This window comes from Delftia sp. Lp-1 (genome assembly GCF_020523835.1).
Lineage (GTDB): Bacteria > Pseudomonadota > Gammaproteobacteria > Burkholderiales > Burkholderiaceae_C > Comamonas > Comamonas acidovorans.
In genome coordinates this window covers 518,632-542,772 of the sequence record NZ_JAJALJ010000002.1, presented here as the reverse complement: position 1 = coordinate 542,772, position 24,141 = coordinate 518,632, and the positions used below count along the sequence as shown (strand labels likewise).

The window sequence follows — 24,141 nt, the reverse complement described above, 5'->3', positions numbered from 1 at the left end:
CGGACTCAGGCCAGGGCGGCGTAGCGCGTGAACACGGCCTCCAGCTGGCGCATCCAGTGGGCGCGCTGCTGGGGTGTGACGAAGCTGGCGTCAAAGCTGTTGACCGCCAGCTGCCAGGCCTGCTGCGAGTTCATGCCCGTGGCGGCGAACAGTTGCAGGTAGTTCTCGTTCACATAGCCGCCGAAATAGGCCGGATCATCGGAGTTGACCGTGACCTTGAGCCCTGCCTCCAAGAGCTGGGGCAGGTTGTGCTGGGCCAGGTCGGACACCACGCACAGCTTGAGGTTGGACAGCGGGCACACGGTCAACGGCACGCCGTCGCGGACCAGGCGCTGCATCAGGGCCTCGTCGCGCGCGGCCTGCACGCCGTGGTCTATGCGCTCGGAATGCAGCACGTCCAGCGCGCCCCAGATATAGGCGGGAGGCCCCTCCTCGCCCGCATGCGCGACCAGGTGCAGGCCCAGTTCCCGGCAGCGGGCAAACACGCGGGCGAACTTCTCGGGCGGGTTGCCGACCTCGCTGCTGTCCAGCCCCACGCCGATGAAGCGGTCGCGCAGCGGCAGCGCGGCCTCCAGCGTGGCGAAAGCGTCCTCTTCGCTGAGGTGGCGCAGAAAGCTCAGGATCAGCGCCGACGAGATGCCCTGCTCTATCTCCGCATCGCGGCAGGCGCGGTACAGGCCGTTGATCACGGTCTCCATGCCCACGCCGCGCTGGGTGTGGGTCTGGGGGTCGAAGAAGATCTCGGCATGGACCACGTTGTCCTGCGCGGCGCGCGTCAGGTAGGCGCGGCCCATGTCGTAGAAATCCTGCTCGTACAGCAGCACGCTGGCGCCGGCGTAGTAGATGTCCAGAAAGCTTTGCAGGTCGGTGAAGGCATAGGCGCGGCGCAGGTCTTCCACGCTGGCATAGGGCAGCTTCACGCCGTTGCGCTGGGCCAGCGCGAAGATCAGCTCGGGCTCCAGCGAGCCTTCGATGTGCATGTGCAGCTCGGCCTTGGGCATGGCCTTGAGCAATTGGGGCAGATGCGCGGCATCCACGGTGGGTACGGTGTGCATCAGCAGACTCCGAAGGTGATGCCGCTGGCCCGGAGGTAGCGGCGGTAGGCGGACGACATGCGGTCGGCCGCAGAGTGCATTTCGGCGCGCGGGTCCAGCGGCAGGCACTTGGGCTGCTGCGACTCCAGCACGGGCTGGTCCTGGCAGAAGATGGTGTGCTGGAATTCCTGCAGCTGGGCGTCGGGCGAATCGAAGTCTGCCACGGCAAGGCGGAACCAGACGCGGCTGGTCTCAGGCGTGACGGGGCAGATGAACAGGGCGATGGACTCGCGCCAGCCTGCCTTGGTGGTGCCGGACTCGGGCAGCTTGGTCAGCACGGCGGCATAGGGCGCCGTGACTTCGTAGGTGTATTCGACTTCGGCCGCGCTGGTGGAGTGCAGGTTGGACTGCGGCTGCACGGCCTTGCAGCCCGTGGCCAGCACGCCCGTGGCCGTGGTCTCCACGGCATAGGCTTCGATGGCCGTGGCATCGCGGCTGCCCAGCCAGCCTTCGTGGACAAAGCCGAAGTGCGACATGTCCAGGAAGTTCTCGATGATGCGCGGCGCGCTGGCGGCCACGTCGTAGGGGCCGCAGTTGAGCTTGCGCAGGTGCGCGTCCGCCTCGGCTTCAAAGGCTGGAAGGGCCGCCAGGGCCGCCAGGGCCGGAACAGCCGAGAGCTCCTCGCCCGTGGCCAGCCGCACCCAGACCAGGCCGTAGGCTTCCTGTGCCTCGAAGGCCTTCACACATTGCGAGGGCGGCGGCGTGAAGCTGGGCAGGGCCGGCACCTTGACGCACTGGCCGCTGTCGGCGAACTGCCAGCCGTGGTAGGGGCATTCAAGGTGGCCGTTCTCGACACGGCCCATGGACAGGCGTGCGCCACGGTGCGGGCAGCGGTCCACGAAGACGCGGACCAGGCCTTGCGGATCGCGCCACAGCACCAGGGGCTGGTCCAGCAGTTGCACGCCCAGCGGCGCATCGACAACTTCGTGGGCCTGGGCCACGGGATGCCAGAGGGAGTTTTCGATCATGGGGGGAATCTCTTGCTGTCTGTCTGTGCCGCGGCGGCGGGCAGGCCGCGGCTGGGAGCGAGCATAAACCCACTCGATGCGCAGCACAGGTACGGCACCTGTGCTGCGCATGAACGCCAAGGCCGCCCGAAGGCGGCCCTGGCGGCAGCGGGCAGCCCGACCTGCGCCGGGCGGCCTGGCGTCTGTCTTACTTGCTGTCCTGGCCCGGCACCTTGCCTTCCACGCCCTTGACGTAGAAGTTGATGCCCGTGAGGAACTTGTCCTCGGCCACGGCGTCGGCGGCCAGCAGTTCCTTGCCGTCCTGGCCTGCGATCGGGCCCTTCCAGATGTGGAAGGTGCCGTCCTTCAGGCCCTTCTTGACCTCTTCGATCTTCGCCTTGGCTTCGGCGGGCACGTCATCGGCCAGCGAGACGATGTCGATCGCGCCTTCCTTCACGCCCCACCAGGTCTGCTGGCTGCTCCACTTGCCGTCCAGCATCTCGCGCACGGTCTTGGTGTAGTAGGGCGTCCAGTTGATGATGGCCGAGCCCAGGTGGGCCTTGGGGCCGTAGGCCGTCATGTCGGAGTCCCAGCCAAAGGCGCGCTTGCCCTTTTCCTCGGCCGTCTTAAGCACGGCGGCGGAGTCGGTGTTCTGGAACAGGATGTCGGCGCCGCCGTTGATCAGCGAAGTCGCAGCCTCGGTTTCCTTCGGGGGTGCGAACCACTCGTTGACCCAGACCACCTTGGTCTTGATCTTGGGGTTCATGGACTGCGCGCCCAGCGTGAAGCTGTTGATGTTGCGCAGCACTTCGGGAATCGGCACGGAGCCGACCACGCCCAGCACGTTGGACTTGGTCATGGAGCCCGCGATGATGCCGGCCAGGTAGGCGCCTTCGTAGGTGCGGCTGTCGTAGGTGCTGACGTTGGCGGCGGTCTTGTAGCCGGTGGCGTGCTCGAACTTCACATCGGGGAAGTCGGGAGCGATCTTCTGGATGGGCTCCATGTAGCCGAAGGTGGTGCCGAAGACCAGCTTGTTGCCGTTGGCGGCCATGTCGCGCAGCACGCGCTCGGCGTCGGCGCCCTCGGGCACGCTCTCCACATAGGAGGTCTTGATCTTGTCGCCGAATTCCTTCTCCAGCGCCAGGCGGCCCTGGTCGTGGGCAAAGGTGTAGCCGCCGTCACCGACGGGGCCCACGTAGGCGAAGGCGATCTTCAAAGGCTCGGTTGCAGCGGCAGCAGGGGCCTCGGCAACGGGAGCGGGCGCAGGCGCGGCCTCCTCCTTCTTGCCACAGCCGGCCAGCGCGGCGGCGGCCACGGCCGACAGCGCTGCCACCTTGATCAGGGAGCGTTTGTGAAGATCAGTCATCGAAGTTTCCTCAAGTGGTCCTGCGGCAGGCAGGAAGAAGGCGGTGTCCGCAGGGGCGCAGACCCGCCGCGATGGGTCCCGAGAATAAAGCAAGAATGGCGCCAGCCGGCTGCGCCAGAGCCACCAGGCATGCGGGAAAACCACATTTTGGGGGCTTTGCACAATCGTGGTGCATAGGGCGGACCCGTCTGGCGGATCGCGGCAGAAACAAGGGCCCCGAAGGGCCCTTGTTGCATGGACTGCCGCCGGATCACTTGGCGCCCGGCACCTTGCCTTCGACGCCGTTGACGAAGAAGTTGATGCTGGTCATGAAGCCCAGATCGCCGACCTGGCCTGCCGTCAGCACTTCCTTGCCGGTGTTGTCCTTGATGGGGCCGGTCCAGACGGCGAAGCTGCCGTCCTTCAAGCCGTCGCGTGCCTTGGCGACCTTGTCCTTGATGTCCTGGGGCACGTCGTCGGCGATCTTCACGAGGTCGATGGCGCCTTCCTTCACGCCCCACCAGAACGAGCCGCCCTGCCACTTGCCGTCCAGCGTGTCCTGGGTGACCTTGCTGTAGTAAGGCGTCCAGTCGATCACGGCCGAGCCCAGGTGGGCCTTGGGCGCGAAGGCGCTCATGTCGCCGTCCTTGCCGAAGGCGCGCGCACCGCGTTCCTCGGCCGTCTTGAGCACGGCCGGGGAGTTGGTGTTCTGGTAGAGCACGTCCACGCCGCCGTTGATCAGCGAAGTGGCGGCCTCGGACTCCTTGGGCGGGGCGAACCATTCGTTCACCCAGACCACCTTGGCCTTGATCGAGGGATCGACGCTTTGCGCACCCAGCACGAAGCTGTTGATGTTGCGCACCACTTCAGGAATCGGCACCGAGGCCACGACGCCGACGGTCTTGGTCTTGGTCATGCCACCGGCCACGATGCCGGCCAGGTAGGCGCCCTCGAAGGTCTTGGTGTCGTAGGTGGCCACGTTGTCGGCGTTCTTGTAGCCGGTGGCGTGCTCGAACTTCACGTCCTTGAGGTCGGCCGCGACCTTCTGCACGAACTCCTGGTAGCCGAAGCTGGTCGCGAAGATCAGCTTGTTGCCCTGGCCGGCCATGTCGCGCATCACGCGCTCGGCATCGGCGCTCTCGGGCACGCTTTCGACGAAGGAGGTTTCCACCTTGTCGCCGAACTTCTCCTGGATGGCCTTGCGGCCCAGCTCGTGCTGGAAGGTCCAGCCACCGTCGCCGATGGGGCTGACGTACATGAAGCCGATCTTGAGCCTCTCGGCCGGCGCCTGGGCGGCAGGCGCGGCAGCGGGAGCGGGCGCTGCGGCCTCTTCCTTCTTGCCGCAGGCGGTCAGGGCCGCCACCGAGATGGCCGACAGGCCGATCATCTTCACAAGCGTGCTTTTCAGGCCAGGTTTCAGGGTGCGTTCGCGCAAAGCGGGCATGCGTTTGTCCTTTTGTGGTTCTGGAGGGAGAGAGAAAAATGAAAGCGTCAGGAGCCCGGGTAGAAGGGCTTGCCCAGCGAGGCCGGCATGTTGGCACGGATCCAGGCCGGATTGCGCGAGATCAGCACCAGCACGACGATGGTCGCCAGGTAGGGCAGCATGGACAGCAACTGGCTGGCCACCTGCACGCCCGTGGCCTGCAGGTGGAACTGCAGCATGGTCACGCCGCCGAACAGGTAGGCGCCCAGCAGCACGCGCGCAGGGCGCCAGGTGGCAAAGGTTGTCAGCGCCAGCGCGATCCAGCCCCGGCCCGACACCATGCCCTCCACCCACAGCGGCGTGTAGACGGTGGAGATGTAGGCACCGGCCAGCCCGCACATGGCGCCGCCGAAGACCACGGCCGCCAGGCGGATGCGGCGCACCGGGTAGCCCAGCGCATGGGCCGACTGGGGCGACTCACCCACGGCGCGCAGCACCAGGCCGGCCCGCGTGCGGTAGAGGAACCAGACCAGGGCCGCCGCAATGACTACGGCCCCATAGACCAGCGGGTGCAGGCGAAACAGCGCCGTGCCGACCACGGGCAGGTCGGACAGCCAGGGCACGGCGAACTTGGGCAGCTCGGGCAGGCGCGCCTGCACATAGCCCAGGCCCAGGAAGGCCGAGAAGCCCGTGCCGAACAGCGACAGGGCCAGCCCCGTCGCGTACTGGTTGGTGTTCAGCCAGATCACCAGCACGCCGAAGATGGCGGCCAGCAAAGCGCCCGCGCCCATGCCGGCCAGAAAGCCCACGGTGGTGCTGCCCGTGTGGACCACGGCGGCAAAGCCCGCAATGGCGGCGCACAGCATCATGCCCTCGGCACCCAGGTTGACGATGCCGGCCTTTTCATTGATCAGCAGGCCCAGCGCGGCCAGCGCCAGCACGGTGCCGGCGCTGAGCGTGGAGCCCAGCAGCAGTGCATAGGATTCCATCAGCGGGCCTCCTTGACGGCAGGCGCCGCTGCGGGCGGAACCACGGGCGTGCTGGACACCCAGCGCACGCGGTAGGCCACCAGCGTGTCGCAGGCCAGCAGCGTGAACAGCAGCAGGCCCTGGAACACGCCGGTCAGCGCCTTGGGCAGGCCCAGGCGCGACTGGGCGAGTTCGCCCCCGATATAGAACATGCTCATGAGAATCGCGGAAAAGATCATGCCCACGGGATGCAGGCGGCCGACGAAGGCCACGATGATGGCGGCGAAGCCGTAGCCAGCCGGGACATAGGGCGTGAGCTGGCCCAGCGGGCCGGCCACTTCCAGCGCACCGGCCAGGCCGGCGGCGGCGCCCGAGATCAGCAGCGCCGTCCACAGCGCGCGGCGCGAGGAAAAGCCCGCGTAGCGCGCGGCAGCCGGGGCCAGGCCACCGACCTGCAGCGCAAAGCCGGCACGGGTACGGAACAGGAAGACCCACAGCATGGCTGCCGCAGCCAGCGCCAGCAGCAGGCCGATATTGGTGCGCATGCCCTGCATGAGCTTGGGGATCTGCGTGACGCGCTCGAAGGTCTTGGTCTGCGGGAAGTTGTAGCCCATGGGGTCCTTCCACGGCCCGTAGACCAGAAAGCCCAGCACCAGGGTGGCCACGTAGACCAGCATCAGGCTGACCAGGATTTCATTGGCGTTGAAGCGGTCGCGCAGCAGGGCCACAATGCCGGCCCAGACCATGCCGCCGAGCATGCCGGCCACCAGGATGGCGGGCACGATCCACGGCCCCGTGGTCTTGTCCGCCAGCAGCGCCACGCCGCCTGCGGCCACGGCGCCGATCACGAACTGGCCTTCGGCACCGATGTTCCAGACATTGGAGCGAAAGCACACGGCCAGCCCCAGCGCGATCAGCAGCAGCGGCGTGGCCTTGACGGCCAGCTCGCCCAGCGCATAGGTGGACTTGACGGGGTCCCAGAAGAAGGCCTGCAGGCCGCGCACCGGGTCCTTGCCCAGCATCACGAACAGGCACACGCCGATCAGCACGGTGATGGCCAACGCCAGCACGGGCGAACCGTAGGTCCACAGCTTCGAGGCCTGGGGGCGTTGCTCAAGCTTGAACATGGGCGCCTCCCCTGGCGGCGTTCGGGGCAGCGTTCGGGGCGGCAGCACCGTCCCACAGGCCGCTCATCCACTCGCCAATCTGCTGCACGGTGGCATCGGCCCGCGCCACCGAGGGCGACAGCCGGCCCTTGGCCACCACATGCAGGCGGTCACATATTTCGAACAATTCGTCCAACTCCTCGCTGAGCACCAGCACGGCGCAGCCTTCGTCACGCAATTGCAGGATGGCGCCGCGGATCTGCGCGGCCGCCCCCACGTCCACCCCCCAGGTAGGCTGGGAGATGATGAGCAGCTTGGGCCTGGCATCGATCTCGCGGCCCACGATGAATTTCTGCAGGTTGCCGCCCGACAGCGACTGCGCCGCCGCGTTGGGGCCACCGGCCTTGACGTTGAAGCGCGCGATGATGGCGCGCGCCTGCTCCTGCAGCTGGCCCATGCGGATCCAGCCGCCCGCGCCCAGCGCGGTCTTGCGCGTCAGCAGCAGGTTGTGCGCCAGGCCCATGCTGGGCACGGCGCCACGGCCAAGACGCTCCTCCGGCACGAAGTGCAGGCCCAGCGCACGGCGCCGGCCGGGCCCCAGGCGCCCCGCCTCCCGGCCGGCAATCTGCACCATTTCGGGCGCTGCGCGCGTGTCCTCGCCGGACAGCGCATACAGCAATTCCTTCTGGCCATTGCCCGAGACACCGGCGATGCCCACGACTTCGCCCGCGCGCACATCGAGCTGGATGCCATGCAGGTCCACGCCGAAGGGCTCCGAGCGCGGCAGCGCCAGGCCCTGCACGCGCAGCACGCTGGCGCCGACCTGGGATTCGCGGTGCGTGAGCTCGGGCGGCTCCGAGCCGATCATCAGCCGCGACAGCGAGGCATTGCTCTCCACGGCCGGGTTGCACACGCCCGTCACCTGCCCGCCGCGCAGCACGGTACAGGCCGTGCACAGCGAACGGATCTCGTGCAGCTTGTGGCTGATGTAGAGGATGGAGCAGCCCTCGGACGCCAGGCGGCGCAGCACCACGAAGAGCTTTTCCACCGCCTGCGGCGTGAGCACCGAGGTGGGCTCGTCAAGAATGAGCACGCGCGGGTGCGTGAGCAGGGCGCGGATGATTTCCACGCGCTGCATCTCGCCCACGCTCAGCGTGTGCACGGGGCGGTGGGGATCGACCTCCAGCCCGTAGTCATGCGCCGTGGACTCGATGCGCTTCACCACCTCGGCCAGCGGCAGGCTCTTGTCCAGGCCCAGCCAGACGTTCTCGGCCACGGACAGCGTGTCGAACAGGCTGAAATGCTGGAACACCATGGCAATGCCCAGCTGGCGCGCCTCCTGCGGGTTGCGGATGTGGACCGGCTTGCCATCGACCTCGATGCGGCCCTCGTCGGGCTTGACGGCGCCGTAGATGATCTTCATCAGCGTGGACTTGCCGGCACCGTTCTCGCCCAGGATGGCATGCACTTCGCCGGCGCCCACGGTCAGCGAAATACCGTTGTTGGCCACCACCGCCGGATAGCGCTTGGTGATGCCTGTCAGCTGCAGCCGGGGCGGCGCGGCGGCTGGCAGGGGGACTGTATCGGGGGGATTCATGGCTGGGATTGTCTTTCAATTTCTGCAACAAACTGGAACACAAGTCCTTGAAACCGCCTCGGCGGCCCTCATATCGACCACCACTTTGTTCACCCAAAAGGCGGTTCCTGCCGCCATCGCCTAGCGGGCACGGGACATCAGGGCCACATGCCGCACGGCGTCGCGCAGCCAGCGCGTGGAGGCTCCCATGTGCGTGCGGGCGTGCCACAGCTGGTAGTACACCAGCGGCGCGAACTCCACCGGGCAGGGCAGGATCACCAGGGGCAGGCGCTGGCTGAAGCGCTCGCAGAACAGCCGCCCCGTGGTCAGCACCAGCAAGCTGGTGGCCACGATGTCGGGGATCAGGCTGAAATGCGCGCAGCGCGCCGCCACCTGGCGCTGCAGGCCCATGCGGGACAGCTGATCGTCGATCACGCCGCGCGCGCCCGGATAGGTGGGCGTTGGCGCGATGTGCTCGGCCTCCAGCCACTGGGCCACGTCCCAGCCGCGGCGCACGGCCGGGTGCTGGGGGCTGACCAGGCAAACCACCTCGTCCTCGAACAGGCTGGCCATGTGCAGGCCCTGCGGCGGCTCGGGCCAGTTGCCGATCACCACGTCCACATCGCCCTGGGCCAGTTGCACCTCGTAGTGCGCGTCGCCGTTGAGGGCCAGGATGTCCACGGGGCAGCCGGGCGCCTCGGTCTTGAGATGGGCCACCAGGCGCGGCAGGAACAGCGGGTCCAGGTAGTCGCTGGCGGCGATGCGGAAGGTGCGCGTGGAGGTACGGGGATCGAAATGGCGCGCATCGCTGAACAGGCCCTCGGCCGCGCGCAGGATGTCGGCGGCCGGCTGCACCATGCGCAGCCCGGCCTCGGTGGGCTGCATGTGCGCGCCCGAGCGCACCAGCAGCGAATCGCCGGCCAGGTCGCGCAGGCGCTTGAGCGCAGCGGACACCGCCGGCTGGTGCATGCCCAGGCGCAATGCGGCACGCGAGACGCTGCGCTCGGTCAGCACCGTGTGCAGCACCCGTATCAGGTGCAGATCAATCTTGTCGAACAGGGCCTGGTCGCGCATGTAGCGAAGCAATCAGCAAAAAAATTAGCGGTCGCGCCGGGGACGCGCCGCAGGTCATGGGGAGCCCGCAGCGTAACCCAGCCATGACCCCCGACAGCTAGATACAAGCACCAAGAATGCCCTGGGCAGGGGCGGTTAAACACTTGTGCACACAGCGCATGCAATATGCGAGCCAGTCGCCGGCAAACCATTGTCCAAACCTATACAGACTTTCAGACTGTTAGCGTGATTCAATGAAATCGCTTCAAAAGGAAGTGGATTGCAGGAGACAAGACGATGAAACAGCCAACCCCTTTTTCGGGCATGGTGGCCGCAGCCACGATCGCCAGTGTGCTGACCGCCTGCGGCGGCAGCGGTGACTCAGGCCTGGGTGTCATCGAGATACGCAGCCTGTCCAACCGGGCCGACATGATCAGCGACGGCAATGCCTATATTGAAATTGTGCTGCCCAAGGGCAGCCCGCCCGGTGCCCTGAAGGTGGCGCTCAATGGCACGGATGTCACCGCCCGGTTCGCCCAGCGCGCCAATGGCCGGATTCTGGGCCGGGTCGAGGGATTGAAGGCGGGCGCCAACACTCTCACCGCCACGGCGGCCGGCAGCGCGAGGGCACGGCTGGACATCACCAACCATGGCCGGGGCGATCCCATCTTCGCCGGGCCGCAGACCGCGCCGTGGATCTGCGCCACGCGCAATGGCGCGCAAGCCACCGTTTCCGTGCCGGGCACGGCACTTTCGGCGACCGTGACCACGCGCGTCAGCGGTCTCGATACCGATCCGGTGGATGTCCAGTGCAATACCAGGACCCAGTACACCTACTACTACATGCCCAAGGCCAGGCAAGGCAGCGCCTGCACGATGGGTCCGGCAGGCGCCACGCCCTGCCATGTGGCCTACGACCCATCGCAGCGCCCGGCCGACAGCGAGATCGCCGACTTCACCAACGACCGCGGAGATACGGTCAAGCACCTGCTGCGCATGGAAACTGGCGTCATGGGCCGCGGCACCTTCCAGATCCTGGCCTACCATGACCCCGCGCAGGCCTGGACGCCCTGGGAGCCGCAAAAGGGATGGAACGGCAAGGTGCTGTGGCGATTCGGCGCAGCCGCTTCCGGCAATCGCTTCCAGGAGCCGGCGGTCAACCTCCTCGACCAGTTCAGCGGCAGCCTGCCGTTCGACCCCAACGCGCTCGCGGCAGGACACATGGTCGTGAAAGCCATGCTGACCAACCACCTGCACAACAACAACGAGTTGCTGGCCGCCGAGAACATGATGCGCATCAAGGAGCATCTGATCGAGAACTACGGCGAAGTGCGCTACACCATGGGCGACGGCGACTCGGGTGGCTCCATGATGCAGACAGTGATCGCCTCCGCCATGCCGGGTCTGCTGCAGGGCATACAGACGGGGCTGAGCTATCCCGATGCGGTGTCCACCTGGATGGAAACACGCGACTGCGGCCTGCTGTCCAGCTACTACAGGACCGCCGCAGGACAGGCACTGAGCGACACCGCGAAGGCCGCCATCAATGGCCATCCGGCCAGCTACTGCGACAAATGGGTAGGGAGCTTCATCGCCCCCCAGAACCCCCGGCTGCCCGACAACTGCGGCGTGGGCTTTCCCGCCTCCATCGTCTACGACCCGCGCACACGCGGCCAGGGCGTGCGCTGCTCGATCCACGACATGCTGGTCCCGGTGTTCGGGACGTTCAAGGACACCGACGGCCACACCAAGCCGCAGCTGCCGTATGACAACACGGGCCTGCAGTACGGACTCAAGGCGCTGCAGTCGGGCGCCATCGACGCGGAGGCTTTCGTGCAGCTCAACGAAGGCATCGGCAGCTACACCAACGACATGGACTGGACCGGCGGCACTGCGTCCCGGCCGGCAGCCCGCGAGCGGGCCGTGGCCAGCCTGCTGCCCAGGCTCTACAGCAGTGGCCTCACCAGCAACGGCAGGAACCTGTCCCAGGTGGCCATCATTGACCTGCGGCCCGAGGGCGGCAGCGACATCCACATGACCTGGCGCAGCCTGCAGCAACGCGCACGGCTGGATGCCGCCAACGGCCACCATGACAACCATGTGATCCGCGCCAGCAAGGGTATGGTCCCGCTGCTGATCGCCCCGGCCATGCGACGCGAGGCCTTTGTCATGATGGACCGCTGGCTGACCGCCGTGGAGCGCGACACCACCGGCGCTGCGCTGGCACAGAAAGTGGTGCGCAACAGGCCTTCGGACGTCAGGGATGGATGCATCGCCGCAACGGGAGCCGCCCCTTCGGATCTCGACAAAGTCCTGGCCCTGGACGACCCAGCCTGTCCCCTCAAGCCGACCCTGTCGCCACGCCAGGTGGCCGGAGGTCCGCTCGCGGAGGACATCTACCAGTGCCAGCTCAAGCCCCTTTCGTTCACCAGCCCGGAGTACGCCGGCATCACCTTCAGCCCGGCCCAGCAAAAGCGCCTTGCCGCAGTGTTTGTGGCGGGAGTGTGCGACTGGAGCCAGGCTGGAACGGGCCAGAGCCAGGAGGCGGCCTTCCTGACCGATTTCAGTGCCGGCCCGGCGGGCACCAAGGCCGGGCCTGCGCCGGTCTCGCGCAACGATTGAGTTGCACCCTGCGCGAAGTCCCGCAGGGGTCCGGGGGCCGGTGATCAGGGTTTGCAGCGTGCCAATTCATGCAATGAAGCAGCAGACTTTCATTGAAGATTCGCATCAAGCACCATGCCCCCGCCCACGATCAACGCCGTCCTCAAGTCCGCGCCCTTTGCGCCCCACCTGAGCAGGGCCCACCTGCTCAGGTTGCGGCGGGAGGTGCTGTTGCGGCACATACCGGCCGGCACCCCGCTTTGCCACAAGACGCACCGGGCCGGCCACTGGGCCGGCGTCGTCCAGGGAGCGGTCAAGATCCATGCGCTGTCGCCTACCGGGCGCAGCACCACGCTGGCCACCTTTACCCCGGGTTGCTGGTTCGGCGAGGGCACACTGCTCAAGCACGAATGCTGGCCGTTCGACGCGACGGCGATCGAGGATACGCTGGTGGCACTGATGCCGGCCAGCACCTTTCACTGGCTGCTGGAGCGCAGCCTCGGCTTCAACCGCTTCCTGCTGGACCAGCTCAATGCGCGCCTGGGCCAGTTCATCGGCCGCTGCGAGCATGCGCGGCTGCACCATTCCAGCCGCCATGTGGCGCACTGCATCTCGGAGCTGACCGATTCGAGGCTGTATCCGGACACCGGCAACCGGCACCTGGGCATGTCGCAGGAGGAGTTGGCCAGCCTGGCCGGCGTGTCGCGCCAGATCGTCAATCGCACCCTGGGGGAGCTGGAGGACATCGGAGCGGTCCGCGTCTCCTATGGGGCATTGACCCTGATCGATCCCGAGGGACTGCGGCGCTTCAGCGAATCCTTCGAGTGAGGCACGGCCCCGGCGCTCAGGCGGCCTCCAGCACCTCGACGCGGTTGCGGCCCTTGCGCTTGGCCGCATAGCAGGCCATGTCGGCCGAGCGCAGCGCGCTGCTGACCGTGTGCTGGCGGGCATCGAGCACCACCATGCCGACGCTGACACCCATCAGGTAGCGCTGGCCCTCGTGCGCGCCTTCCCAGTCCTGCACGGCCATGCACAGGCTCTGCGCCAGCAGCATGCCCTGCTCCGCCGAGGTGCCCGCCAGCAGCACGGCGAATTCATCACCGCCCAGGCGCGCCACCCAGCCCAGCGGCCGGACCACGCTGTCGATCAGCCGGGCCATGTGGCACAGCACCTCGTCGCCCGCCGCATGGCCGCCCTGCTGGTTGACGTGGGCGAAGTGGTCCAGGTCCAGGAACAGGATCACGCCATGCTGCGGCAGGCCGACGGTCTCCTCCTCCGCCTCTTGCGCCTCCTCTACCGTGGCGACGGCGGTGTTGTCGCTCTGCTGCAGGGAGGACTCACCCTGCTGCAGCGCCTCGGCCGGCAGGCGCTGGGCGGCACTGCATTCCTGCAGCCACTCATGCAGGCGCATGGCAAAGGCCTCCCGATTGGGCAGCAGGGTCAGCGGATCGTGCATGGCCTTCCAGCCCGGCTGCTCGCGCACCAGTCGCTGCATGGTCACGTCCTCGACCACCCAGACCAGGGTGGGGTCTGCCGGCACCACGGCGCGCGGCTCCAGGCCGCGCTGCAGGCGCTGCAGGCTCTGGCCGTGCAGGCGCACCCAGATGGGGCGGCCGTCCTTGCGGACAAAGCACTGCTCGCTGTCGAACTGGCCGTACATGTCCAGGTCCTTGCGCACGCGCTCCAGCAATTGGATGTGCGCCGCGTCGGAGGCGCACAGCTGGCGTATCGCCTGCCCCTGCAGCTCGCGCGGCGGGTAGCCGAGCATGCGTGCGGCCTGCAGGCCCACCAGCTCCAGATGCGCCGACCGCGTGACCACCAGGCCCACGGGCGCGTAGTCCATCAGCGTCTGCAGCTGCAGTTGCAGCCGGCCAATCTCATGCGCCTGCTCCTGGCCCATCTGCCCCAGGCGATGCAGGGCCTGCCACAGCGTGGAGGCTTCGCCCCAGGCATGGGTCCAGGGCATGCGCCAGCCGCCTTCCTCGGCATGGCCCGGCTCGGGTTCGGGCGCGGGATCGGGCTCCTCGGCCATCAGCCTTCCCTGGCTCGCCAGCCATTGGCGTGCAGTGCGGTGCAGGGCCGCCATGGGTTCGGTGACCAGGATCAGCAGCAGGACCAGCAGGCCAGCGACACCGGCCACGGCGGCCATCAGCCACCACAGCACGCGCGGCGCCAGGCTGGGCGCGATGGCTTCCTCGGGGGTGATCCTGACCACCAGCCACTGCGGCAGCGGCATGCCTGCCGTCGTCACCAGGTAGCCCGCGCGCCGCTGGGTGTCGGGGCCCACCTGCACTGCGCCGGCCGCGGGGTCCTGCAGCCAGTCCGCGCCCAGGCCGGGCTCGGCCTCGGCGCGCGCCGACCAGCGCGAGGGGTCGGAATGGGCCAGGATCTGCCCGTCGCGCTGCATGACCAGCAGGCGCCCGCCGGAGCGCGAGGGATCGATGCTGGGCGGCAGCAGGGCCTGGGCAGACATGCGCACGCCGGCCGACAGCACGCCGCTGACCGTGCCGTTGCCGGTGCGCAGCGGCACGGCGTACAGCAACTCCATCATTCCGGGATCAGCCCCCTTGCGCACCATGGTGGAGACCACGGGCCGGCCATCGGCCAGGCTGCGCCGCATCACGTCGCGCACGCCTTCGTCCAGATCGGCCAGGGGCTCGGAACGGCCGCCGCGCAGGCTGAGCTGCAACTGGCCACGCGCGTCGGCCAGTTGAAGGGTGTCGAACAGACGCACGGATGCGTCTCCGCGCAGCATCTCGCCCATCAGCCGGCTCGGGTCGCTGCCCTGGTCGGCAATGCCCTGGGCCAGCACCCACAGCAGGCGCTGCTGCTGCTCCAGCCGAGCGGCCAGCATGCGCGCCACGGTATCGACCTCGTCGGCCTGCCGGGCCATGGCGCGCTCCAGCGTCTGCTGGCGCATGTTGTGCGAGACCCACCAGGCACTGCCAAGGCCCGCCAGCAGCACGGCCGCAGCGGCCAGCGCCAGCACCGTGCAGCGCATGGCGCCCCAGCCTGGGGCCGCGCGCGGCCGCGAGGGTGAACCCGACAGCTGCGGAGCATCCTGGGATGCCAGCAGTGCCTGGAAAAAGGGAGATCGGCGGGCGTCCAGTGACATGACGCCATCAATATATGCAGGCCCGAAAGCCGTCCCACTGGGTGGAACCCGCGAACCAGTGGTTACCCCGCCCCGCAAGGCCCGGCGCTTGCAGGCCGGCACCCGTCAGCGGCGTGGGAATCAGCCTACTGCGAGCACTTCGAGGGCGGCCGGCTTGGGCAGATCGATGACATTGCCCCGGCCCGCGATGAGCCCGTGCTCACGCAACTGGCGCAGCACGCGCGAGAAGGTCTCGGGCGCAATGCCGAGCTGGGCGGCGATCAGCCGCTTGCGCAGGTGCAGCGTCACGCGCAGGCCGCCAGCTTCGTGCGGCATGGCATGGCGCAGCAGCCACTGGGCGCAGCGCGCCTCGGCGTCCTTGGACAGGCGGCTCACCGCCAGCTCGGTCTGCGCGCAGTAGGCCTGGGCCATGTCCTGCAGCAGTTGCTGGGCGGGCGAAGGCAGCTGCGAGACGGCCTTCAGGAAGTCGGCCTGGGGCAGTTGCTGCACGCGGACATCGCTGTCGGCCAGCATGTCCAGGCTGCTGCCGCGCCGCTGCAGCACAAAGGCGGCGTCCAGCCAGGCCGGCCCCTCCACGACACCCAGCTGGTGGCGCATCTGCCCACCCTGGCCTATGCCCAGGAGCACGCGACCGCGCTCCAGATACATCACCGTATCCGGCGACTGCCGACGCAGCCTGAGCCAGGTACCCGCGGCCAACACCTGGGCGGAACCCGGCGCGAAGGCGAAAGCTTGCAAGGAAGACAGGGCGAACATGCATGCAACTTTGCCGGCTTTGCTCCCGCCGCGTTTTGAGCCATGTCAATCCGCCGCCAGCACACCGGTCCGCAGGCGGCATACTTGTCACAAGCATGTCACCAGTGAAACGTAATGTATCCAACTGAAAAGTTGAGCCCATGATCGATCCCCAGATGCTCGCCAGCCTGCCCGCTGCCGCGGCCGTGCTCTCCGCCGCCGTGCGGTCCGGCGCAGGCCCCGTGGCGCAGCTCATGCGCGCGGGCGGCCTGTACTGCGTCTTCCAGCCGCTGGCCGACTTGCGCAGCGGCAGCATCTATGCGCATGAGGCGCTGATCCGCGGCCCCCGGGGCATGCCGTTGCACACGCCCGACGCCCTGCTCAAGGGCGCAGCGGCCGAGGGCATTCTTCGGGAATTCGAGCTGCTGGCGGTCTGCGTGGCGCTGCAGGACTGGGGCCGGCAGAGTGCGCCGGGCCGGCTGTTCGTCAACCTCAGCGCCCAGGCGCTGGTGCAGGCCGTGGGGGTCTGCGGCCCCGGCATGGTCGGGGACACGGTGCGCAGCTTCGGCGTGCAGGCCCGCTCCCTGGTGGTGGAGATCACCGAACACGACCATGTGACCGACATGCCCGCCGTCTGCGCCGCCGTGAAGGCCGTGCATGCCACGGGCGCGCGCCTGGCGCTGGATGACTTTGGCGACGGCCGCTCCAGCCTGCGCCTGTGGTCCGAGGCCAAGCCCGACTTCGTCAAGATCGACAAATACTTCATCCACCAGATCGAGCAGCGCCCGGCCACGCTGCAGCTGCTGCAGGCCATCAAGGGCATTGCCGAGGTCTTCGGCACCACGCTGATCGCCGAAGGCATAGAGACCGAGGACGAGCTGCGCACCCTGCGCGACCTGGGCATTCCATATGGCCAGGGCTGGCTGCTGGGCCGCCCTGCCGAAACCGCCCAGCCCCAGATCAGCACGCAGGCGCGCAGCGTGGCGCAGGACCCGCGCGTGGCCGTGCTGCCCCACCAGGGCCACAGCGCCCGCCCGGGCGTGCTGCGCAACCTGATGGTGATGCAGGCGCCCTGCGTGATGCCCGCGGCCAGCAACGACGAGGTGGCCGAGCTGTTCCAGGCCGGGCAGCAGCTGCATGCCATTGCCGTCGTGGAGGCCGGCCGGCCGCTGGCGCTCATCAACCGCCAGCAGTTCATGAACCACTACGCCACGCTGTACTTCCGCGAGGTGCACGGGCGCAAGCCCTGCCTGGCCTTTGCCAATGTGCAGCCGCGCATCGTGGAGCTCGATTGCGATGTGGACCAGCTTGTGGGCATCCTGACCTCGCAGGACCAGCGCTACCTGAGCGACGGCTTCATCGTCACCGACAACGGCCGCTATGTGGGCCTGGGCACGGGCGAGCAGCTGGTGCGCCGCGTGACCGAGGCCCGCATCGAGGCCGCGCGCCACGCCAACCCGCTGACCTTCCTGCCCGGCAACATCCCCATCAGCCTGCACATGCAGCGACTGCTGGACAGCGGCGCCGGCTTCGTGGCCTGCTACGCCGACCTCAACCACTTCAAGCCCTTCAACGACCACTACGGCTACTGGCGCGGCGACCAGATGATCCGCCTGGTGGCGCGGCTGGCCGTGGCGCACTGCGATGCGCGGCGCGACTTCGTGGGCCACGTGGGCGGGGACGACTTCATGCTGCTGCTGCAAAGCGAGGACTGGCAGCGGCGCTGCGAAGGCATTGTGGGCGCCTTCGCAGGCGAGGCACGCCAGCTGTTCGACGACCAGGCGCGCGAGGCCGGAGGCATCTGGGCCGAGGACCGCCACGGCATCCGGCGATTCTTTGCCTGCACCACGCTGTCCATCGGCGTGGTGCGCGTCACGCCGGGCAGCGTGCTGGCACCCGAGGACATCGCCAACCTCGCGGCCCTGGCCAAGCAGCAGGCCAAGGCACAAAGCCTGCGGGGGCGCGGCGCCATCGCGCTGCACACGCCGCGCGATGAAGCGCGGCGCCCGGCCCTGCACGGCACCGCAGCAGCCTGGCCTGCCTGAAACAGAAAGCCCGCAGGCTCTTGCGAGGCTGCGGGCTGGTGGCTGGCCGCCGAACGCTGACAGCAAACGCCGACAGCGTCTGGGCGCGGCCCAGCGATCAATTCACCGATGCACCAGACTCGTACCAGCGCTTGACCATGCTGCGCTCGTCATCGTTCAGGGCACCCGGATTGCCAAAGGGCATCTTGCGCAGTTGCACCACCTGCTGGTAGATCTGCTGGGCGTGTGCCTTGACCTGCTCGGGCGAGTCCAGGCGCACATTCTTTTGCTGCAGGGCGGCACCATGGCAGACCACGCAATGCTGCTGCAAGAAGGGCGCCATCTGGGCGTAGCCCACGGCGCCGTCGGCGGCGGGAGCAGCGGTCGCAACGGGTGCAGCAGCTTCGGCACCGGGCGCCGCCGTCGCAGCGGGCTCGGCACCAGCAGGCGCCTGCACGGCGGCCGGAGCCGGTGCGGGGGCTGCGGCAGGCGCAGACACAGGAGCTGCGGCAGGCGCCGGTGCAGGCTTGAGCCAGACGGCCGTGCCGATCAGCACCAGCACGCCGACCAAAGCGTAGGGCCAGGGATGGGCATTGCGGCCCAGCTTGAAGCCGTGGCGCATCACGAAGAACTGGCGGATGGCAGCGCCCGCGAACATCATCAGGATCAGCACCAGCCAGTTCAGCTCATGGCTGTACAGCCAGCCGTAATGGTTGGACAGCATGGCGAACAGCACCGGCAGCGTGAAGTACGTGTTGTGCACGCTGCGCTGCTTGCCGCGCTTGCCGTGGATGGGGTCCACGGGCTGGCCTTCCTTCAGGGCCTTCACCACCGTGCGCTGGCCGGGAATGATCCAGAAGAACACGTTGGCGCTCATTGAGGTCGCCAGCATGGCGCCCATCAGCAGGAAGGCGGCCTGGCCCGGGAAGATGTGGCAGGCCAGGAAGGCCGCGATGCACACCAGCACCAGCACCATGGCGCCCACCGTGGCGTCGCCGTTCTTCTTCTGGCCGAAGACGCGGCAGATGCCGTCGTACAGCAGCCAGAACACGACCAGGAAGGCCAGGGCCGAGGCAATGGCCGCAGCCGAGCCCATGGCGTTGGGATCGGCCGGATTGACGAGGTAGATCTTGGCGTTCCACAGATACGACACCGTCAGCAGCGCAAAGCCGCTGAGCCAGGTGGTGTAACTTTCCCAGTAGAACCAGTGCAGGTGGTCCGGCAGCTTTGGCGGGGAGACATTGAACTTGACGGGGTGGTAGAACCCACCGCCGTGCACGGCCCAGAGTTCGCCGCTGACGCCCTGCTTCTTGAGGTCGTCATCGACAGGCGGCGTCAGGCTGCTGTCGAGGAAGACGAAATAGAAGGAGGAACCGACCCAGGCGATGGCCGTAATGACGTGGAGCCACCGCAACAGCAGGTTGGCCCAGTCGAGAATGTAGCTTTCCATAGCTCTCAACCTTGGCAGCGTGGGGGCCGCCGGTGTTCAACCTGCTCACCACTGCGGGCGCTCTGAGCAGAAGAAAAAGGCCGCGCACCCGGTAGATATACCGCCGGTGCACCGCTGCGACCATTTCGTAGACACAAAGTGTATGCAATTTTTCGACAGCCAGCCGGCTTGCGCGACATCAATTCACTAGAGATTTCCCTGATTCTGCGCGGGCGCGGCACTGCGCCGCTGCAGCAGCTGCGCTGCCACGGCCACCGCGATCACCTCGGGCTCCTTGCCCTTGATGCCGGGCACGCCGATGGGGCAGGTCACATGGTCCAGCTCCGCATCGCTGAAGCCGCGCTCGCGCAGCCTGCGCCGGAAGGTGGCCCATTTGGTGGCGCTGCCGATCAGGCCCACATAGGGCAGGTCGCCGTGCTGGCGCTGGCGGCTCAGGCATTGGGCGACCACCTCCAGGTCCTCGGCATGGCTGAAGCTCATGATCAGCACCTGGGAGCCGGTGGGCAGGTCGGCCACGGCGGACTGCACGGGATCGGAGTATTCACACTGCACGAGCTCGTGCTCCTCCTCGGGGAAGACCGAATCGCGGCTGTCCACCCACATCACGCGGTAGGGAAGATTGCACAGCAGGCGCACCAGCGCATGGCCGACGTGGCCTGCGCCGAACAGGGCCACGCAGTCGCGTGGCGGCTGCAGCCGCTCGCGCAGCATGTCCATGCGGCCCTGGGGCACCAGCACGAACCTCAGCATCACCACGCCGCCGCAGCACTGGCCCAGGCTGGGACCCAGCGGATAGCGGTGCTGGTGCTCGGCGAGGGCGGGACCGGCCTGCCCAGGCTGTCCGGGCGATCCGGCCTGAAGCGCAGCGTCGCGCAGCAAGCTGCGCGCGCGGTCGATGGCGTCGAACTCCAGGTGCCCGCCGCCAATGGTGCCGGCCACGCGGTCGGCAAACACGGCCATCCAGGCGCCGCGCTCGCGCGGCACCGAGCCGCGCGACTCCATCACCTCGACCCAGCACAGCGGCCCCTGCGCAAGGCCCTGCTCGACTTTCTTGAACGTGTCACTCCACATGGGCGCACCTGACAGCCCGTCGTGGCGCCTGCGGGCTTCGTTGGAATTTGTTGCGGGATTTTCCGCTGCGGCACTTGAGTTTTGCGCTCCGACTGCCGATGCCGCAGCGTTTCAGGATACGCTCGCAATCATGCCCGATTCCCCCGATTCCTCTCAGCACAGTTCCGTGCAAAAGCCACGTTCCGGCCGTCCCTGGCTGTGGGCGGGACTGATGGCCGCCATTGCCTCCCTGGTCACGGCCTGCAAGTCGCCACCCGGCCCCGGCCCGCGCCCCGACGAGGCCACCTCCAGCGCACAGCTGCAGTACCGCAAGGTGGCAGCCAACCATCTGTACGCGCGCAATGCCGAGCGCATCTACAAGGGCCAATTGCCGCCCATGCTCTACGCGATCGGCGTGCTGCAGGTGCAGATCGACCGCAACGGCCAGGTCCAGCGCCTGCACTGGATGCGCGCGCCCAGCCATGCCCCCGAAGTGGTGAGCGAGATCGAGCGCCTGGTGCGCGCCGCCGCGCCCTTCCCCGCCCCGGCCGGCGCCGCCCGCATCACCTATACCGATACCTGGCTCTGGGACAAGTCCGGCCGCTTCCAGCTCGACACGCTGACCGAAGGCCAGCTCTGAGCCTCAGGCCGCCAAAGGCTGGCTCAGGCCGGTTCATGCCGGTTCATGCCGGTTCAGGCAGATTCACGCGGCTGGCCGTCGGCAAAGCTCCTGGCGCTTCTGAGCAGGCAGGTCACGGCATACAGCACCAGGTCGTCCGGGGCATCGTCGTTCACGCGGTTGATGACCTCGATGGCATAGCCCAGGTCCTGCGACATCTGCGGCAGCACGCCTGCCGAGCGGTCGCCGGCCTGCAGGCCGGCCACGGCCTGGTCAGCGCTGGCGTGGTAGCCACGCAGCAAATCACGCGCGGCAAACACCATGGCCGAGCCGGCGCGCTCTGCATGCAGCTCCAGCACGCCCAGGGCCGCGCCCATGTGGCACAGCGCATCGACCGCCAGTACCTCCTGGTGCTGTGGTGAGTATCTTCGGTGACTGCGGCCCGATGGGTTGACTGTCTTCATGGCTCCCCTTGCGCGGGACCGTGCTGGTCCCGAAGCAACAATACCTTTCAGGTCCCTTGCAGTCAATACCTTTCCGGTCCATGATTGCCGGCGATGAAACAGACCGATCCTCAGTACAAGCTGCGCCTGCCGCAGGAACTCAAGGACCTCGTCGAGGAGGCAGCCAAGCGCACCGGCCGTTCCATGAACGCCGAAGTCGTGGCCCGGCTGCAGACCACGTTCGAGGCCCCTCTGCTCGGCCGCCTGTCGGCCGCGACGGACCCTGCGCTGGAATGCGAGGAGCCCGTGAGCATCTACGACATCAAGATGAGCGCCGAAGCCGTGGAGCGCATCGAAAAGCGCCTCGAACGCATAGAGCAGGCCGTGCTCCCGCCCGCTGCGCCGGGCAGCGCCAATGAAGACGGCGCCGCTGGCACCGACTGAGACGATCGCACAAAGAAAAACCGGCCCGCAGGCCGGTTTCGTTCAAAGACCCCTCAGGGCCTGGATCACTCGACCACCTTGGTGATCTTCGAGCCCTGCAGCGACACGCCGGCTTCCAGGCCTGCATTGGTCAGCACATAGCTGGTCACGGGGCCCTGGGCGGTCGTGGTGTCCACGCTGCCATTGGCGCCCACCTTGCCTGCAGCCACCGTGGCATCGGCGCCCACGGACCAGCCGTCGCTGGCCAGGAACTTGTCCAGCGCTTCCTGGGTGTTGAACACATAGATCACAGCCTTGGACTGGCCACCGGCCTGCCAGCCCACCGAGGCGCCGGTCGTGCTGTAGTAGCCCTTGTTCTGGCCGCCGACGCGCAGCACGCCGCGGCCATGCTCGACACCGATGACGAAGCTGCCGCCGATCACCGAGGGGAAGATCAGCACGCCCTTGGAGCGGGCCACCATTTCCTTGGAGCCTGGCGCCGTCTGGTACAGCCGCTCCAGCGCGGCGTTGGCGCGCGCATTGACGGTGGTGGCATCAGCGCGCGGCGCGGACTGGGTTTCCGGCTTGGTGGTGGTGCAGCCGACCATGGCAATGCTGCCGGCCGCCAGTGCAGTGGCCATCACGACGGTACGCAAAGAAAACTGACGCATGGGAAAACCTGCCTTTCTTGATTGGACGTTTTGGGGAGACCCCATCGGTTCATTGGATTGATCACCTTGCCTCCCGGTCCCGGGCACCCCTTCCAGTGCTCGCAAACCGTTTCTGAGACAGGCTGGGGATGATGCTAGGCCGCTTTGCGGTACTTGTGATGAGACATGTCACAAGTTGCGCCATAGGACTACAGGCCCGCAGGAAATGTCTGAAAATCCCGTGCCGGGCTGCCACAGCCGACACCTAAAGCGCGCTGATGCCAGAATGCACCCACAGCAACACCCGGCCCACCGGGCCTATCCACACCGAGGGAGTTCATGAAGTTCTGGAGCCACTTTCACCATCCCCAGGCAGCCATGGTGCTGCTGCGCGTCACGCTCGCGGTCCTGTTGCTTTTTCACGGCTGGGCCAAGCTGCGCTACGGCATAGGCAGCATCGAGCGCATGGTGGAGTCCACGGGCGCACCGGGCTGGCTGGCCTATGCGGTCTATCTGGGTGAGGTGGTGGCGCCGCTGCTGCTGCTGGTGGGCCTGTGGGTGGTGCCTGCGGCGCTGGTGATTGCGATCAACATGGTCGTGGCCTTTGCGCTGGTGCACACGGGCCAGGTGATGCAGCTGCACAGCTCGGGAGGCTGGGCGCTGGAGCTGCAGGCCTTCTTCTTCATCACGGCCCTGGTCGTGGCCATGGGGCACGCCAAGGGCAAGTAGCCCGCCCTCTTGCTCAAGCAGCAAAAGCAACGGCCCGCAATGCGGGCCGTTCGTCATTTCAGGTTTCACTCCAGGCCATCCCCCGACAGCCTGCGCCTGCAGTCCAGGGCTCAGGAGCCCCGGTACGTCGAATAGCTCCAGGGGCTGACCAGCAGGGGCACATGGTAATGCTGGTCGGCATGGGCCACGCCGAAGTCAAGGCTCACCTTGTTGAGGAAGTTGGGCTCGGGCAGTTGCACGCCACGGGCCTTGAAGTAGGCCGCCACGTCGAAGGTCAGGCGGTAGGTGCCGGTCCTGAGGCTGTTGTTGTCGAACAGCGGCGCATCGGTGCGGCCGTCGTGGTTGAGCACCAGGCTCTTGATCAGCGTGGCCTGGTCGCCATCGGTGGAATACAGCGCGACAGCCATGCCGGCTGCAGGGCAGCCATTCACGGTGTCGAGGACGTGGGTGCTCAGGCCCATGGAAATCTCCTGTGCGGCGGGAGCTGGCCCGCCCGGTTGTCATTGGTTGGTCAATGCACGGAGCGCGGCGCGCGACAGCACTCGCGGCCCTGCCCTGCATTCGCAAAGTGTATACAGTTTTTGTACGCCCTTGAAGGGCGTTGCACGGCCGACGCCTAGGCAGATACCCGCACTTTCGGCGCCCGGGCCGGCGCGCGGGGAGGCTGCCGACGTCATGCTTCTACACTGTGGTCCGCCGCCGCCCTGGCCGCAGGACCCTCCGGCCAGCGCGCACAGGGCGGCACAGGACTCGCGCTCTTTTTCCACTGTTCCACTGTTTCATCTGCCAA

21 protein-coding genes are annotated in these 24,141 nt (G+C 67.5%); 6 read left to right on the top strand and 15 right to left on the bottom strand.

The features are described 5' to 3' along the window. Nucleotides 1-5 precede the first annotated feature (5 nt). The 8 genes from LGR64_RS19210 to LGR64_RS19175 all read right to left on the bottom strand — a co-directional run bounded on the left by LGR64_RS19210 (nt 6) and on the right by LGR64_RS19175 (nt 9,533). Nucleotides 6-1,055 (bottom strand): adenosine deaminase, encoded by a 1,050-nt coding sequence (locus LGR64_RS19210; RefSeq protein ID WP_230356632.1) that lies wholly within the window; start codon nt 1,053-1,055, stop codon nt 6-8. Continuing rightward, nucleotides 1,055-2,062, bottom strand: a complete 1,008-nt coding sequence (locus tag LGR64_RS19205; RefSeq protein WP_099751945.1) for an aromatic ring-hydroxylating dioxygenase subunit alpha — start codon at nt 2,060-2,062, stop codon at nt 1,055-1,057. The genes LGR64_RS19210 and LGR64_RS19205 overlap by 1 nt, the downstream gene beginning before the upstream one ends. A gap of 187 nt (nt 2,063-2,249) precedes the next feature. Further along, nucleotides 2,250-3,407, bottom strand: a complete 1,158-nt coding sequence (locus LGR64_RS19200; protein WP_012204065.1) for a BMP family ABC transporter substrate-binding protein — start codon at nt 3,405-3,407, stop codon at nt 2,250-2,252. Between the two features lie 250 nt (nt 3,408-3,657). Next, nucleotides 3,658-4,830 carry a BMP family ABC transporter substrate-binding protein gene (locus LGR64_RS19195; RefSeq protein ID WP_141829537.1) on the bottom strand — a complete coding sequence of 391 codons (1,173 nt, stop codon included), beginning with the start codon at nt 4,828-4,830 and terminating at the stop codon, nt 3,658-3,660. Between the two features lie 47 nt (nt 4,831-4,877). Beyond that, nucleotides 4,878-5,798 (bottom strand): ABC transporter permease, encoded by a 921-nt coding sequence (locus LGR64_RS19190; RefSeq protein ID WP_013803692.1) that lies wholly within the window; start codon nt 5,796-5,798, stop codon nt 4,878-4,880. Continuing rightward, complete coding sequence (locus LGR64_RS19185) at nt 5,798-6,904, bottom strand: ABC transporter permease (RefSeq protein ID WP_230356630.1); 1,107 nt, start codon at nt 6,902-6,904, stop codon at nt 5,798-5,800. The genes LGR64_RS19190 and LGR64_RS19185 overlap by 1 nt, the downstream gene beginning before the upstream one ends. Next, entirely contained in the window at nt 6,891-8,480 is a 1,590-nt protein-coding gene (locus LGR64_RS19180; protein WP_096915552.1) for an ABC transporter ATP-binding protein, read from the bottom strand. The genes LGR64_RS19185 and LGR64_RS19180 overlap by 14 nt, the downstream gene beginning before the upstream one ends. A gap of 120 nt (nt 8,481-8,600) precedes the next feature. Beyond that, a complete protein-coding gene (locus tag LGR64_RS19175) occupies nt 8,601-9,533 on the bottom strand; it encodes a LysR family transcriptional regulator (RefSeq protein WP_012204057.1) in 933 nt (310 codons plus the stop codon). A 276-nt stretch (nt 9,534-9,809) separates the two neighbouring features. Between LGR64_RS19175 and LGR64_RS19170 the strand changes: the two genes are divergently transcribed. Then, nucleotides 9,810-12,134, top strand: a complete 2,325-nt coding sequence (locus tag LGR64_RS19170; RefSeq protein ID WP_141829540.1) for a DUF6351 family protein — start codon at nt 9,810-9,812, stop codon at nt 12,132-12,134. A gap of 114 nt (nt 12,135-12,248) precedes the next feature. After that, complete coding sequence (locus LGR64_RS19165) at nt 12,249-12,941, top strand: Crp/Fnr family transcriptional regulator (protein ID WP_034391130.1); 693 nt, start codon at nt 12,249-12,251, stop codon at nt 12,939-12,941. 16 nt (nt 12,942-12,957) lie between these two features. On the opposite strand, the gene LGR64_RS19160 is transcribed toward LGR64_RS19165, so the two are convergent. Then, nucleotides 12,958-15,228: a sensor domain-containing diguanylate cyclase gene (locus LGR64_RS19160; RefSeq protein ID WP_141829542.1), complete on the bottom strand. Its 2,271-nt coding sequence runs from the start codon at nt 15,226-15,228 to the stop codon at nt 12,958-12,960. A 120-nt stretch (nt 15,229-15,348) separates the two neighbouring features. Continuing rightward, nucleotides 15,349-15,984, bottom strand: a complete 636-nt coding sequence (locus LGR64_RS19155) for a Crp/Fnr family transcriptional regulator (protein WP_013803698.1) — start codon at nt 15,982-15,984, stop codon at nt 15,349-15,351. A 140-nt stretch (nt 15,985-16,124) separates the two neighbouring features. Here LGR64_RS19155 and LGR64_RS19150 point away from each other — a divergent pair, with 140 nt between their 5' ends. Beyond that, on the top strand, nt 16,125-18,008 hold the full coding sequence (locus LGR64_RS19150; protein WP_141829544.1) for an EAL domain-containing protein: 1,884 nt from the start codon (nt 16,125-16,127) through the stop codon (nt 18,006-18,008). Nucleotides 18,009-18,105: 97 nt separating this feature from the next. On the opposite strand, the gene LGR64_RS19145 is transcribed toward LGR64_RS19150, so the two are convergent. Continuing rightward, nucleotides 18,106-19,437 carry a urate hydroxylase PuuD gene (locus LGR64_RS19145; protein ID WP_216295370.1) on the bottom strand — a complete coding sequence of 444 codons (1,332 nt, stop codon included), beginning with the start codon at nt 19,435-19,437 and terminating at the stop codon, nt 18,106-18,108. A gap of 186 nt (nt 19,438-19,623) precedes the next feature. Beyond that, on the bottom strand, nt 19,624-20,508 hold the full coding sequence (gene xdhC / locus LGR64_RS19140; protein ID WP_096915547.1) for a xanthine dehydrogenase accessory protein XdhC: 885 nt from the start codon (nt 20,506-20,508) through the stop codon (nt 19,624-19,626). Between the two features lie 130 nt (nt 20,509-20,638). On the opposite strand from xdhC, the gene LGR64_RS19135 reads away from it, so the two are divergent. Beyond that, nucleotides 20,639-21,127 (top strand): hypothetical protein, encoded by a 489-nt coding sequence (locus LGR64_RS19135; protein WP_065346741.1) that lies wholly within the window; start codon nt 20,639-20,641, stop codon nt 21,125-21,127. 53 nt (nt 21,128-21,180) lie between these two features. Here LGR64_RS19135 and LGR64_RS19130 read toward each other — a convergent pair whose 3' ends face one another. Then, nucleotides 21,181-21,570 (bottom strand): hypothetical protein, encoded by a 390-nt coding sequence (locus LGR64_RS19130; RefSeq protein WP_034391116.1) that lies wholly within the window; start codon nt 21,568-21,570, stop codon nt 21,181-21,183. 93 nt (nt 21,571-21,663) lie between these two features. Between LGR64_RS19130 and LGR64_RS19125 the strand changes: the two genes are divergently transcribed. Further along, nucleotides 21,664-21,993, top strand: a complete 330-nt coding sequence (locus LGR64_RS19125) for an Arc family DNA-binding protein (protein ID WP_088166721.1) — start codon at nt 21,664-21,666, stop codon at nt 21,991-21,993. A 65-nt stretch (nt 21,994-22,058) separates the two neighbouring features. On the opposite strand, the gene LGR64_RS19120 is transcribed toward LGR64_RS19125, so the two are convergent. Beyond that, nucleotides 22,059-22,643, bottom strand: coding sequence for a BPSL1445 family SYLF domain-containing lipoprotein (locus LGR64_RS19120; protein WP_012204046.1), 585 nt, complete (start codon nt 22,641-22,643; stop codon nt 22,059-22,061). Nucleotides 22,644-22,961: 318 nt separating this feature from the next. Between LGR64_RS19120 and LGR64_RS19115 the strand changes: the two genes are divergently transcribed. Then, nucleotides 22,962-23,351 carry a DoxX family protein gene (locus tag LGR64_RS19115; RefSeq protein ID WP_034391114.1) on the top strand — a complete coding sequence of 130 codons (390 nt, stop codon included), beginning with the start codon at nt 22,962-22,964 and terminating at the stop codon, nt 23,349-23,351. Nucleotides 23,352-23,461: 110 nt separating this feature from the next. On the opposite strand, the gene uraH is transcribed toward LGR64_RS19115, so the two are convergent. Then, on the bottom strand, nt 23,462-23,812 hold the full coding sequence (gene uraH, locus LGR64_RS19110; protein ID WP_230356627.1) for a hydroxyisourate hydrolase: 351 nt from the start codon (nt 23,810-23,812) through the stop codon (nt 23,462-23,464). Nucleotides 23,813-24,141: the final 329 nt, after the last annotated feature.